Origin of the sequence: Pseudomonas sp. NFACC24-1, from assembly GCF_900115235.1 — a bacterium.
GTDB classification, from domain to species: Bacteria; Pseudomonadota; Gammaproteobacteria; order Pseudomonadales; family Pseudomonadaceae; genus Aquipseudomonas; species Aquipseudomonas fluorescens_AA.
The window spans coordinates 1-14,434 of record NZ_FOVS01000008.1 but is presented as its reverse complement, the minus strand read 5'-3'; the positions used below and the strand labels follow the sequence as shown (position 1 = coordinate 14,434).

Genomic DNA, 14,434 nt, shown 5'->3' with positions numbered 1-14,434 from the left:
CAAGTCTCCTTTAAAGTGTGCCGATAGTACCCGGGTTGAACACCGCGTCTACCGGGGCAATGCCGTTGACCAGCGGCGCGCCGAATTCAGCCTGGCTGATTTCGAACACATCCCCTGGCTGGGTGCGGATGCCGTCGGCGAACGACAGGGTCGCGGTACCGAAGAAGTGAACGTGCACATCCCCCGGGCGCAGGAACTGACTGTACTTGAAGTGGTGGAACTCCAGGTTCTCGAGGCTGTGGCACATGTTCGCCTCGCCGCTGAGGAACTCGTTCTGCCACAGCACTTCGCCATTGCGCAGGATACGACTGGTCCCGGACAGATGTTGAGGCAGTTCACCGACGCGAAGTTCCGGGCCAAAACTGCAACTGCGCAATTTCGAGTGGGCCAGGTACAGGTAATTCTTGCGCTCCATCACGTGGTCGGAAAACTCGTTGCCCACGGCGAAGCCCAGGCGATAGGGCTTGCCGTCGTGGCCGATGACATACAGGCCGCTGATTTCCGGCTCTTCACCAGCGTCTTCGGCGAAGGGTGGCAGCGGGAACGGATGGCCCGGGCGGACCACGATGCTGCCGTCGCCCTTGTAGAACCATTCCGGTTGCACGCCGGCCTGCCCGGCCTGGGGTTTACCGCCCTCCACGCCCCACTTGAAGATGCGCATGGTGTCGGTCATGGTCGCTTCGTCACCGGCCTGCTGGTGCATCTTGTCCCGGGCCGAGGCGCTGCCCAGGTGGGTCAAGCCGGTACCGCTGACCAACAGGTGCGCCGGGTCCGGGTGGTCCAGCGGTGGCAGGATACGCAAATCACCGAGCAACCGGGCGTAGTCATGACTCGCCCCCAGGCCCAGGCTGCCGACCTGCTGCTCCAGCTTCACACCTGCCTCGATGGCCGCCAGCGCCAGCTCGCGCACGGTGCCGGCGCCCTGCACTTCGCGCACCTGATCGCCCTCGACCACACCGACGCGGCGTTCGCCGTTAGGCAATTCGAACTGAACTAAACGCATATCTTTCTCCTTGTAAGCAAAACTTGAATAGGCGTAGCAGGCTTTTGTGGCGAGGGGATTTATCCCCGCTGGGCTGCACAGCAGCCCTAAAGCAGCGAACTCAATCTTCCTGGCACACCGAGTTGCTGTTTGGGGGCTGCTTCGCAGCCCAGCGGGGATAAATCCCCTCGCCACAAAAGCTCGCTCCCACAGTAGCCTCAGGTACGCGTCGCCCCACGGGCGCTGGCGGCGAACTGATCCGCCGGCAGCACATGCTTGCGCTCCAGCAGGCGATACACCACGCCGGTCAACACCAGGCCGAACACCATCACACCGGACAGGAAGTACAGCCCCGAGGCCAGGTTGCCGGTGTACTCCTTCAGCGCACCGATCACGAACGGCCCGATGTAACCGCCCAGGTTGCCCACCGAGTTGATCAGCGCAATACCCGCCGCCGCACTGGCGCCGGCAAAGAAACGCCCTGGCAAGGTCCAGAACACCGCCGTGCAGGAAAACAGCGCGAAGGCCACCAGGCAAAGCGCCGCCAGTTGCAACACCGGCACCGACAACCAGGCGCTGAGGAACAAGCCGATGGCGCCCAATACATAGAGCACGGCCAGGTGACCGTAACGATCATTCAAGCGATCGGAGCTGCGAGGAATGATCAGCAAACCGATGATGCCGAAGATGTACGGCACCGACGAGACAAAGCCAGTCACCAGGTCACTGCCACCAAACTGCTTGATCAGCGTCGGCAGCCACAAGCCCAGGCCGTAGATGCTCAGGGTCACCGGCAGGTAGAACAGCGCCAGCAACAGGACGCGCTTGTCCTTCAGGGCATGCAGCGGATTGCCGTGGCGGGTCTGGCCGTATTCCTGCAGGTCTTTTTTCAGCTCACCAGTCAGCCAGTCCTTCTCGGCCTGGTCCATCCATTTCACTTGTTGCGGACCATCCGGCAGGTAACGCAGCACCGGCCAGGTCAACAGCACCGCCGGCAGGCCGATGACGATGAACAGCCACTGCCAGCCGTGCAGGCCGAGGATCCCGTCCATCCCCAGCAAGCCGCCGGACACGGGGCCGGTGATCATCATTGCGATAGGTTGGGACAGAATGAACAGGCCCAGGATCTTGCCGCGATGGCGCACCGGGAACCACTGGGTGATGTAGTACAGCACGCCCGGGAAGAACCCGGCTTCGGCCGCACCCAGCAGAAAGCGCATCACATAGAAGCTATGCGGACCCTGCACGAACGCCATGCCGATGGTGATGGCGCCCCAGGTGATCATGATCCGGGCAAACCAGCGCCGGGCACCGAAGCGCTCCAGCATCAGGTTGCTGGGAATCTCCAGCAGGAAGTAACCAATGAAAAACAGCCCGGCACCCAGGCCGTAGGCGGCGTCGCCAATACCGATGTCGGCGCCCATGTGCAGCTTGGCGAAGCCCACCGCGGAGCGGTCCACGTAGGCGATCAGGTACAGCAGGATCAGGAAGGGAATCAGTTTCAGCGTAATGCGACGAATAAGCCGCAATTCCTGGCTCATGGGACCGGTCTCCGATTGTTGTTGTTATGGAACCTCGGGGGATTTCTCTCGCGAATGACCGCCAGGACAACCCCTCCGTTGAATCGGACTATATAGTAATACTATTTAACCAACAACACTTCCAAAGCGCGCAATTTGCGCTTATGTTACGCTCAAGCTCGAACAATATAGTCATACAATAAGAGAATCGATCATGTCTGATAAGAAACCCTCCCTGCGCTCGGCCCAATGGTTTGGCACCGCCGACAAAAACGGCTTCATGTACCGCAGCTGGATGAAAAATCAGGGCATCGCCGACCATCAGTTCCACGGCAAGCCGATCATCGGCATCTGCAACACCTGGTCGGAGCTGACGCCGTGCAACGCGCACTTCCGGCAGATCGCCGAGCACGTCAAGCGCGGCGTGATCGAAGCCGGGGGCTTCCCGGTGGAATTCCCGGTGTTCTCCAACGGCGAATCGAACCTGCGCCCCACCGCCATGCTGACCCGCAACCTGGCGAGCATGGACGTGGAAGAAGCGATTCGCGGCAACCCGATTGACGGCGTCGTGCTGCTCACCGGTTGCGACAAGACCACCCCTGCGTTGCTGATGGGCGCCGCCAGTTGCGACGTCCCGGCCATCGTCGTCACCGGCGGGCCGATGCTCAACGGCAAGCACAAAGGCCAGGACATTGGCTCCGGCACCGTGGTCTGGCAATTGAGCGAGCAGGTCAAGGCCGGCACCATCACCATTGACGATTTCCTCGCGGCCGAGGGCGGCATGTCCCGCTCGGCCGGTACCTGCAACACCATGGGCACCGCCTCGACCATGGCCTGCATGGCCGAAGCCCTCGGCACCTCCCTGCCCCACAACGCAGCGATTCCGGCGGTGGATGCACGGCGTTATGTGCTGGCCCATATGTCCGGCATGCGCGCCGTGGAAATGGTCCGTGAAGACCTCAAGCTGTCGAAGATCCTGACCAAGGAAGCCTTCGAAAACGCCATCCGGGTCAACGCGGCCATTGGCGGCTCCACCAATGCGGTGATCCACCTCAAGGCCATTGCCGGACGCATCGGCGTGCAGCTGGACCTGGACGACTGGACCCGCATCGGTCGCGGCATGCCGACCATCGTCGACCTGCAGCCGTCCGGGCGCTTTTTGATGGAAGAGTTCTACTACGCTGGCGGCCTGCCCGCCGTGCTGCGGCGCCTCGGCGAGGCCAATCTGATTCCCAATCCGAATGCCCTGACGGTCAACGGCAAGAGCATCGGCGAGAACACCAAGGACGCACCGATCTACGGCCAGGATGAAGTCATCCGCACCCTGGACAACCCGATCCGCGCCGATGGCGGTATCTGCGTGCTGCGCGGCAACCTGGCGCCACTGGGGGCGGTGCTCAAGCCGTCCGCCGCCACCGCCGAACTGATGCAGCATCGCGGTCGCGCCGTGGTGTTCGAGAACTTCGACGAGTACAAGGCCCGGATCAACGATCCGGAACTGGATGTGGACGCCAGCTCGATCCTGGTGATGAAGAACTGCGGGCCCAAGGGTTATCCGGGCATGGCCGAAGTGGGCAACATGGGCTTGCCCGCCAAGCTGCTGGCCCAGGGCGTGACGGACATGGTGCGGATTTCCGATGCGCGCATGAGCGGCACCGCCTACGGCACCGTGGTGCTGCACGTGGCACCGGAAGCAGCGGCCGGCGGACCTCTGGCGGCGGTGAAAGAAGGCGACTGGATCGAGCTCGACTGTGCCAGCGGCCGCCTGCACCTGGACATCCCCGACGCCGAACTCGCCGCACGCCTGGCCGACATCGCCCCCCCGCAGCAACTGCTGGTGGGCGGCTACCGCCAGCTGTACATCGACCACGTGTTGCAAGCGGACCAGGGTTGTGACTTCGACTTCCTGGTGGGCTGCCGCGGCGCCGAAGTACCACGCCACTCCCACTGACCCTGCAAGAGCTGCGTAGGAGCTGCGTAGGAGCTGTGTAGGAGCTGTGTAGGAGCTGTCGAGTGCAACGAGGCTGCGATCTTTCCCCAACCACTTGAATCTCAAGCGAAAGATCAAAAGATCGCAGCCTTCGGCAGCTCCTACACCCCATTCCAGCGAAGCTAGCTCCTTCGCCACAAGGTCAGGCCCAAGGGTTTGGCCTGATGAATATCCGCCACGCCTGCTATCATGCGCAACACTCCCCTCCCACAGGATCGCGCCGCGCCCCATGGATTACCGCAAACCCTCCGACCGCAAGAGCATGCATGCGCGCATCGTCCAGGAACTGGGCATGCAGATCGTTTCCGGGCGCTTCAAACCGGACGATAAACTGCCCGCCGAAGCCTTGTTGTGCGAAGAGTATGCGGTCAGCCGCCCGGTGCTGCGCGAAGCCACGCGGGTGCTGGTCGCCAAGGGCTTGGTGTATTCGCGTCCGCGCGTGGGCACGGTGGTCAAGGCCCGGCGGGAATGGCACATGCTCGACCCGGATGTGCTGCATTGGCTGATGCAGAGCAGCCCGCAGAATGAATTCTTCAACCTGCTGACCAGCGTGCGCAGCATCATCGAGCCGGCCGCCGCCGCCCTCGCCGCCCAGTTCGCCGACGAGGCCGACATCGCCGCCATCCGCGAAGCCTACCAACGCATGGAAGCAGCCCCGACCCCCGAGGCCGTGCTGCAACCGGACCTGGACTTCCACAGCCGCATCGCCGACGCCACCCACAACGACCTGCTCGCCAACCTGTGCAACATGTTGTCGGTGGCCATCGCCGAAGCCCTCAAGCACTCCAACCAGCGGCCCAACCTGCATGAGCTGGCGATGCCACGGCACAAGGCGATCCTCACCGCCATCGAGAACCGCGATGCCCTCGGTGCCCGCCACGCCACCCTGGTGCAACTGGACGATGCCCGTAGCGCGCTGAACGTCGTGCTGGGCAACGACCCCGCCTGATAAGGTCCGACTTGTGGGAGCAAAGCTTGCTCGCGACAGTGGACTGGAGTGCGCCCCATCGCGAGCAAGCTTTGCTCCCACAGGGTCGTGGCTTGACTGAGCAGCTTTGCTCCTACGAGGCTTGGCTTGACTGACTGACCAGCATTATTCTCAGCGGGTGGTATTTATGTACCACCCGCACCGAACCGAGAAGTCGATACTTTTCTCGCCGTCATCCCGACGGCCATGTTTTGTGAAAAGGACTTCTCATGACCGCTCCCTCCCCCGCAGACTCCATCTCCGCGTTGACGCAAAGTGTCAGCCTGCAATTCGCCAGCCATCCGACCTTCGAACAGATTGCGCAACGCATGCTCGAACAAGCGATCAAGCGAACACACCCCTGGCTGGACATCGACCTCTCCACTGTCCAATTGGCGACTCCGGACGCCGCCGGACGCGCCTGGCAATTCCAGCCGTTCATGCCCGTGGTGCTCGATCACCTGGCCGTTGGCACACCCGTGGATTTCAGCCCACGGGGCAACCTGGATTGTTTTCTCTCCGACACCCCACCGCACCGGCTCCGGGCAGGCAACCAGGAAGTGGACATCCAGGTCATCAAGAACTCGCTGCTGGAACTGGCCTGGAGCGTACCGCTCGGGCTGGAGGATGCGCTGGTCCGTTATTGGGGCGACGACATTGACGCAACCGGTGCGAACAGCCACGGCAACCGCTGGCGCTGGCTCAGCGATGTGCTGAGGAACATGCTGAGTATCCGCGGGCTGCAACAGCCCGGGCTCGCTGACACGGCCCGCGAAACCCTTGACCAGGTCGTCCGTTGGCCGGACCGGGAGCGACGCTTTCGTCTCGACCGACAGGCGCCTGTGTACGCCTACAACCTGGAAACCCGAATCACCCGGGGCACCACCAGCAGCGTACTGGTCGGCAGCGAGATCCTCCTGGTCCGCGCCACAAAAGGCACCACCGACGTCCTGCTGTGCAGCCCCGGCAGCGCCGTGCAATCCTTTGCTTCCCTGGACGCCTTCAATCGGCATTGGGGCGCATCGATCGCCAGCCGCTACACCGTCGACACCGTCACCTGCCAGCGCTACGAGATAAGCGGCGACGTCTTCGAGAGCCAGGCGGCGATGCTGCTGGAGCAACAACTGGCCGACCTGAAGGCTGTGCAACTGCCCGCCGGGATCGACCTGCAAAGCCTGAAGAACCTCTACAACGACTTGAGCGACCCGGCTCGCTACCTGCTGGAAGCCCCGCGACTCTCGCCGCAAACCTCGGCACGCCTGGCTCCCTTGCTGCCCCGCTGGCTGAAAAAAAGCGCCATCGCCGACCAGACGACGCTCCAGCACTACAGCCTGGCCCTGGCCAGTGCCAAAAAGCGCCATCAGGGCCAAACCTTCCTCAGCGGCATCGAGGACATCAAGGCCTTTACCGCCAGCGCCTTGTCCAGCGCCATGAGGCAAACGAACGACAGCAGCCCGGGCAAGGTGCCATCGAGCCAATACCAACCCGACGATGTGCTCCTGAACTTCACCGTTTCCGCAGGCTACCCCGGGACCATCGGCCTCAGCGAGAAGCGACAGATGAGCCTGATCGAGCTGGCCATCCACAATCTCGTCGCCCGCCCCAGCGGCCACTTCACGCTCAGCCATCGCCTGGGCCTGACGCTGCCGACCTGGTTGACCCCGGACTTCGTTACCGCGCTGGTCGAACAGGTCGACATTGGCACGACCTATCCTCGCTACCTGCAACAGCACCTGCTCGGTGACTCGCCCCAGGCAAAGAACCGCCAACGGATGTTCGCCGAACAGATCCCTGCGCAACTGGCCCTTGATGCGCTGAAACAGCGGCTGGACAACGAAAACGGCATGACCCTGCAAGGCTTGCGCCTGCTGGAAGCCGTTCTCCAACCTGACGCGGCGAGCCAACAGGTCAACGGTCGCCCGGTGGTCATTCGTCACCTGGGTTTGATGCGCAAGCCCCAGGCCCAGCCCGATACCGTGACCAACATGTTCCTTATCGAAGCGCAGGACACCACGGTCGGCCCGCACCTGCTGTATCGGCCGCTTTACGCCCCTGCGCTGCAAGAGTTCCCGACACGGGAGGCGCTGTTTCAGGCCATTGCCGCGGCCGGGGACCTGCAGAATAGCGTCCTGACCTGGCTGCCCGACGCCGCTCGCCCGGTGTACGCCAACGGCGGTTTCCTGGAGCCACACATCGTGCGGTTCTTTCCCGGTGATGAGTTCAGTGCTCCCGACAAACCCGCCCCGGCCACACTCGCCACGCAGGACACCCATGGCGAACTGCTGCAAGCGCTGCACAACGGCGAGCTGATGCAGTACCTCTATGGCTGCAATGCCCAGGCCCTGGTCGCCCAGGCCGACCGGAACTCGGTGTCCAATCGCGAGAGCCGCTGGGCCGTGTTGCTCCAGGGCGGCAGCCTGTTGTTCAACACATTGCTGCTCCCTTTATTGCGCGGCCCGGTCATGACCACTGTCTGGCTATGGAACCTGATGGCCAGTGCCCAGGACATTCCAGCCCTGATCAGCGAGGACCCGGTGGCACGGGAGCTGGCCGCCGTCGACCTGCTCGTCAACCTGGCCATGCTGGTGAGCCAACTGCCCATCGGTCATGCGCCGGTCACCCGTGCGGCGGTGCCCGAATCGCTGAAGAAGCAAGCCATGCTCCCCCCAGCACCACGGGCCATTGCCGAGCAGTGGCCCGTGCCGGCACCGCCCACCGTCGTGGAGGGAACCGTCGCCGTGCCTGGCGCCCACGCCGAAGCCGCCAGTAGACACCTGGACTTCAGTTTCGCCAGCGCCGGCCAGCGCCTGACATCGGAACAACGCACCCGGCTGCTGCGCTTGCAGGCATCGCGTCCTCCGGCAATGCCCGAACCCATCGGATATGGCCCGTACAAGGGTCTGTACGTGATCGACAAAAAATGGCACGCCGAGGTGGAAGACGTTCTGTATCAGGTCAACCCTGAAGCGGACGGCAGCGCGACCATCGTCGACCCGCTCGACCCCAGCCGGAACGGTCCACCGTTGAAAGCCGATGCCCAGGGCCGCTGGTCTCTGGATTTGCGTCTGCGCCTGCTGGGCGGTGCACCGCCCAAGCGGATGGATACACAGCGTCGTGCCAATCTGCAGCGCATCAAGGAATTGACCGACGAACTCAACCAATGGGCCACACAGGAAGCCGATCGACAAAAAGCCCTCGACGTTGCCCTTCAAGTGATGACAAGGCTCCAGGAAGGCAGCACTTACACCGAAGCGCAGCGGGAGCCGAAACGCAAAATATTCCATGACCTGCTCCAGGAGCAGACCGAAGTTTATTTGAAACTGGTGAAGAGTGCGTCCGAACGCGCCAGCCTGGGTATCGGGCTTACACCTAAGTACATGCGCGGACTCTTTGAAAACGTGATCAACAATGCCCGTAAGGCCGTCGTGGTCACCGAAATGGATTACATAGCCGCCAAGAACAGGGACCCCAGGTTTCGAGCAGAAAGCGATGTCCGGGAAGTCCTTACCCACCACATGCAGGACTACATCAAGTTCCTCGACCTCATGAGCGACATCAATGATCGAGCGATCTACTGGCTGGAACTCAAGGACGAATACCTTGAGCGCCTCTTGAACTTCGATGCCGATGGCGCCCAGGCGTTCGAACGCCTGACCAGGGATCGTCCGTTGAACGAAGGCAATGCCATCAGCCGCAAAGCCCTGCAACTTTCTACGCTTCCCATGCTGTCGATCAAAAATCCCCAATCGGACGTGCCCGCCGTCCTGCTTCGCATCGTCGTACCGCTGGGGGAACAAACGCGCTCCCACAGCGAGCTACGGCTGTATGAGCTGACGCCGCAGGAACAACTCGAAATCCTGACAAGCCTGACCGAGCGCTACGGCAAGACCCTGGATGCGCTGCAAGGGGTCAAGACCCTCTACCCCGACGATATCCACGAGTCCTATTTCGACAGGCTGGTCAAGTTGGTCGACAGTCTTTACCAGGAGGTGTCGGGCAAACTCGCCGCCGAAATCAAACCCGAGCCCAAACCACGCAAGCGCCCGCCGAAACGCCCCAGACCAGCCGCTGCACACGCCCAGAAAAAGCTGATCAGGACCCGCCACAATGGCGTCTTGATTGGCGACCTGAAACCGGCCGGAACATCCTTGCCGATTGAAGTCGTCGAGCTGCGCTCGCAAGTCGATGACGAGATCCTCGCCACCTATTCCCGCCATGATGATGTCTGGGATGTCGTCGAAGTACGCCGCCCGGTCCCGGCACCCGAGACAAGATCGGTCAAGGCGATCAAGGCCGATGCGCGGAAACTGCTCGACGAGCTGGACGCACGCATGCATCGCGCTGAAAGCTACAAGAAACACTGCCGCCATCCTCAGGAAATCGAGGAGATCATGAACAATGAGGCGAGTCGGTTTCGCAAGCTTGCCGAGGAACTCGACCGGGCGTTCACCGCAGCGCAAACCCCGCTTACCCCGGCAGACCAGGCACTGAGCCAACAGTTGTCAGACGCGGTATCCAGCCTGACCGCCAAGGGCAGTGCCCTGCGCACCGAATTGAGCCTGCAATTGCCGCCTACCGACGGCAACCTGCGGTTCCTGTTCGAAAAGAACCTGATACAAGTCGCACGACTCGGCGAACGCACGGCCTTGAAAGGAAGCCGCAAGGATTTCCTCGAGGAGTACGCCATCAACGACCGTAATGGCTCTCCCCTCTGGTATGCGCATTTTCACTACGAAACGGCTGACACACCGAAGGACAATTTCAGCGTCGCGCACCTGAAGACCAAGGAACAACGCAAGGAGCACTACCACTCACTGCTGGCCAAGGCCACCAGCCCTTATGCGGTGGTGAACGTGCATCGAGGACAGCTTGGCAAGTCGTTGGCGCAGAGCAAGTTCTTGCCGTTGGCGCCTTGATGGCCAACACCACAACCGATGGTTGTGGCGCCTACCCCTTGCTCCCGCCGGGCGGCGTGTAGGAGCTGCCGAAGGCTGCGATCTTTTGATCTTTCGCTTGAGATTCAAGTGTCTGGGGAAAGATCGCAGCCTCGTTGCACTCGACAGCTCCTACATTTCGCAAGCTCCCTCGCCACAGGTTCATTCCAGATGGCTGGGGTGGAAAACTTCAACAGCCTAGCCTCCACCAATCAATGGGCAAACAACGAATTGCCCTTCTGCCCCGCCAGTTTCTCCGGCTTGATCAGGAAGCGCGCCAGCGCCGGCAACAGCCACAGTGCACCGAACATGTTCCACAGCAGCATGAACGTCAGCATCAAGCCCATGTCGGCCTGGAACTTGATGGCCGAGAAGATCCAGGTGCAGACACCGATGGCCAGGCACAGGCCGGTGAACAGCACCGCCTTGCCGGTGGACTTCAGCGTCTGGTAATAAGCCTCCTGCAACGGCAACCCGGCCCGCAGGAAGCTTTCCAGGCGACTGTAGATATAGATGCCGTAGTCGACGCCGATCCCGACGCCAAGCGCGACCACCGGCAGCGTCGCGACTTTCACACCGATGCCCATGAAGGCCATCAGGGCGTTACCCAGCACCGACGTCAGCACCAGCGGAAGTACAATGCACAGCGTCGCCGCCCAGGAACGGAAGGTGATCATGCACATGGTCGCCACGCAGATGTACACCAGGATCAGGATGGTCAGTTCCGATTCCTTGATCACTTCATTGGTGGCCGCCTCGATGCCAGCGTTACCGGCGGCGAGGATGAACTCCAGGCCATCACGGTTGTTTTCCTTGGCGAAGTCCTGCACCGCCTTCACCGCGCGGTCCAGGGTCTCGGCCTTGTGGTCGTTGAGGAACACCAGCACCGGCGCCAGGGAGCAGCTGTTGTTGTACAGGCCATCGGCCCGGGCGATGGAGTTGTTCAGCACATCAGGGTTGCGCGACAGGGTCTCCCATTTCAGGTTGCCCTCGTTCATGCCCTTGATCATCTGCTTGGACACGGTCACCAGGGAAATCGCCGACTGCACGCCCTCGGTGTTCTGCATCTTCCACATCAATTCGTCGATGGGGGCCATGGCTTCATAGCGCGAGCAACCTTCGGCCTTGGTCTTGACCATCACCACCAGTACATCGGAGCTGGTGGAGTAATTGCTGATGATGAAGTTGTTGTCCTGGTTGTAGCGCGAGTCCGGACGCAGTTCCGGCGCGCCCTGGTCCAGGTCGCCGATCTTCAGGTTCTGGCTGTACCAGAGGCCACCGCCAAAGGCGAGCACCGCCAGGGCAATGGACACCGGCGCGACCTTGGCGCTGGCGAAGTTCGACAGCAGGCGCCAGAACGGATGTTCGCGGGTCGCATCTTTCTTGCTGCGCTCGACCGCGCGCTTGCTGATGCCGGCGTAGGAGATCGCTACCGGCAGCAGGATCAGGTTGGTGAACACGATCACCGCCACGCCGATGGAGGCGCCGATGGCCAGTTCGCGGATCACGCCGATGTCGATGATCAGCAAGGTGATGAAGCCCACGGCGTCCGCCAGGATCGCGATCATCCCCGGCAGGAACAACTGGCGGAAGGTACGCCGCGCCGCCGTCAGGGCGTTGTCCGCCTCGCTGGACTGCAAGGCGATGCCATTGATTTTCTGCACCCCGTGGGAAATGCCGATGGCGAAGATCAGGAACGGCACCAGCATCGAGTACGGATCCAGGCCGAAACCGGCGGCGTGCATCAGCCCCAGTTGCCACACCACCGCCACCAGGGTGGTGGTCAACACCGCCACGGTGCTGCGCATGCAGTGAGTGAACCAGTACAACAGGACCAGGGTGATGACGAAGGCCACGCCGAAGAACAGCACCACCATGACCAGGCCATCGATCAGGTCACCGACTTTCTTGGCGAAACCGACGATATGGATCTGCACATTCGGGTTCTGGGCTTCGAACTTGTTGCGGATCTTGTCTTCAAGCTCGTGGGAAAACTTCCGATAGTCGAGGGCGAGCAATTTGCCCTGGTCCTGCGGATCGGGATAGGACTCCAGCAGCGGGATGTCGATAATGCTCGACTTGAAGTCGTTGGCCACCAGGCGCCCGACCTGGCCGGACTTGAGCACGTTGTTGCGCAGCAGGTCGAGGCTGTCGGCCGAGCCGTTGTAGCTCTGGGGGATCACCTCGCCGCCGGCGAAGCCCTCCTCCGTCACTTCGGTCCAACGCACGCTGGGGCTCCACAACGACTTGAGCCCGGAACGGTCGACACCGGAGATGTAGAAGACCTCGTCGTGGATCTGGCGCAGGGTCTCCATGTAGTCCTTGGAGAAGATGTCGCCATTGGTGGCTTCCACGGAAATGCGCACCGTGTTGCCCAGGTTCGCCAGGTCGTTGCGGTGTTCGAGCATCTTCTGGATGAAGGGGTGCTCGAGGGGGATCATTTTTTCGAAACTGGTGGAGGGGCGGATCAGCGTGGCCTGCCAGAACAGGAAGATGCTGACCAGCAGGCAAATGACGATCACTGCCGGGCGGTTGTTGAAAATCAGGCGCTCGAGGAACGTCGCCTTGTCTTGGTGATGACTGCTCATGGGGTCCGCCTTCTTGTTTTTATGCCCGTCTTGCAGGCCTGACTCATTTGCTCAGTTCGGCGCCGGTGGAAGTGGTGGCGCGCACGCCGCCTTGCCCTGCCAGGATCAGGTTGCCGTTGCCTGCCGCCGTGACGGCCGCCACGGAGATTCGGTCCGGACGGTTGAACACGCTGAAGGTCTCGCCGTCGTCGGTACTGCGCACCACGCTGCCGCCGTTGCCGACAATCACGATGGAACCGTCCGCCAGCAGCGTGGCGCCCGACAGGCCGAATTCCAGGCTGCCCCGGGCGGCCTTGAGCTCGACCTGCTCCCAGGTGCCGCCAAAATCGGTGGAACGGTACAGGTTGCCGCGCAAGCCGTAGGCCAGCAGCGTCGAAGGCTGGGCGGTGCCGATGACCCCGAACAGCGAGCCTTCGTACGGGCCTTCGACCTTCTCCCAGGTCTGCCCACCATCGGCGGAGCGGAACATGCTGCCGGCCTCGCCGACAATGAACAACCCGGCGTCTTTCACGGCCGCGATCGCATTGAGGTGGAACTGGTCTTCGTTTTCGAGACGGTCGCTGGCGTCTTCCCAATGCTTGCCGCCGTCGGTGGTTTCCAGCAGCGCACCGTACGCACCCACGGCAAAACCGTTGCTGGCGTCCTTGAACCAGACGTCCAGCAGCGGCGCTTCACGGGTGAGGTCTTCGTATTGCTTGGTCCAGGTGCTGCCACCGTCGTCGCTGGCGAGGATCTGCGCGTCGTGCCCCACGGCCCAGCCGTGCTTGTCGTCGACGAAAAATACCGCGGTGAGCAGTTGGCGGGTCGGCACCTTGGCCTGGGTCCAGGACGTGCCCTGGTCGTCGGAATAGACAATGTGCCCACGATCACCGACCGCCACCAGGCGCTGGCCGGCATGGACCACATCGAGCATCAGGGTTTTGCTGGCCTTGGCCGACTCGACGGAATAGATGACATCGGACGTCGACGCCGCAACGGCCATCACCGGTGCCGACAACACCGCAGAGCCCAGCAGCGAGAGCGCCGAAGCCAGCAACGCGATTCTGCGCAGCATCGGCGGCCGGCAGCGGCCCACAGCCATGACAGGCTCATTCATAGACCTTTCCCCCATTATTATTGTTATGGCTTGGTACGTTGCCAGTCCTGGAGCATAGTCCTGAAACCTGCAATCTAGAGCCACTTCGGAAGCTGGCCTATCCTATCGGGCTTTCGAAAGGTCTGACAATCGACGCCGCGTTATCTTTTGTTAACCGAGAGGGTTGGCGCTGGGGGTGAATGGCGGGGTATTCGGTGGGGTGATAGCGAAGGCTGGCTAGGCCAGGGGATTACCTTTTTGATCGTTCCCACGCTCTGCGTGGGAATGCATCCCGTGACGCTGCGTCACCTTGCAGAAGCGGAACGCGGAGCGTCCCTGGCGGCGTTCCCACGCAGAGCGTGGGAACGATCATGTGGG

General features: G+C 62.0%; 7 protein-coding genes. 3 read left to right on the top strand and 4 right to left on the bottom strand.

Annotated features, from left to right (window positions below):
• Positions 1-10: 10 nt before the first annotated feature.
• Entirely contained in the window at positions 11-1,003 is a 993-nt protein-coding gene (araD1, locus tag BM317_RS09725) for an AraD1 family protein (protein ID WP_092474106.1), read from the bottom strand.
• A 197-nt stretch (positions 1,004-1,200) separates the two neighbouring features.
• Positions 1,201-2,523, bottom strand: coding sequence for an MFS transporter (locus BM317_RS09720; protein ID WP_092474104.1), 1,323 nt, complete (start codon positions 2,521-2,523; stop codon positions 1,201-1,203).
• A 193-nt stretch (positions 2,524-2,716) separates the two neighbouring features.
• On the opposite strand from BM317_RS09720, the gene BM317_RS09715 reads away from it, so the two are divergent.
• The 3 genes from BM317_RS09715 to BM317_RS09705 all read left to right on the top strand — a co-directional run bounded on the left by BM317_RS09715 (position 2,717) and on the right by BM317_RS09705 (position 10,375).
• The gene (locus BM317_RS09715; protein ID WP_092165380.1) at positions 2,717-4,453 is read left to right on the top strand and encodes an IlvD/Edd family dehydratase; all 1,737 of its coding nucleotides are present in this window, start codon (positions 2,717-2,719) and stop codon (positions 4,451-4,453) included.
• Positions 4,454-4,721: 268 nt separating this feature from the next.
• Positions 4,722-5,441, top strand: coding sequence for a FadR/GntR family transcriptional regulator (locus BM317_RS09710; protein WP_060741988.1), 720 nt, complete (start codon positions 4,722-4,724; stop codon positions 5,439-5,441).
• Positions 5,442-5,689: 248 nt separating this feature from the next.
• The gene (locus BM317_RS09705) at positions 5,690-10,375 is read left to right on the top strand and encodes a dermonecrotic toxin domain-containing protein (protein ID WP_092474102.1); all 4,686 of its coding nucleotides are present in this window, start codon (positions 5,690-5,692) and stop codon (positions 10,373-10,375) included.
• A gap of 230 nt (positions 10,376-10,605) precedes the next feature.
• Here the strand turns inward: BM317_RS09705 and BM317_RS09700 are convergent, their stop codons facing one another.
• Together BM317_RS09700 and BM317_RS09695 are read right to left on the bottom strand one after the other, a co-directional pair.
• Positions 10,606-12,981 (bottom strand): efflux RND transporter permease subunit, encoded by a 2,376-nt coding sequence (locus tag BM317_RS09700; RefSeq protein WP_092165378.1) that lies wholly within the window; start codon positions 12,979-12,981, stop codon positions 10,606-10,608.
• Between the two features lie 43 nt (positions 12,982-13,024).
• Positions 13,025-14,077, bottom strand: a complete 1,053-nt coding sequence (locus tag BM317_RS09695; RefSeq protein WP_092165377.1) for a WD40/YVTN/BNR-like repeat-containing protein — start codon at positions 14,075-14,077, stop codon at positions 13,025-13,027.
• Positions 14,078-14,434: the final 357 nt, after the last annotated feature.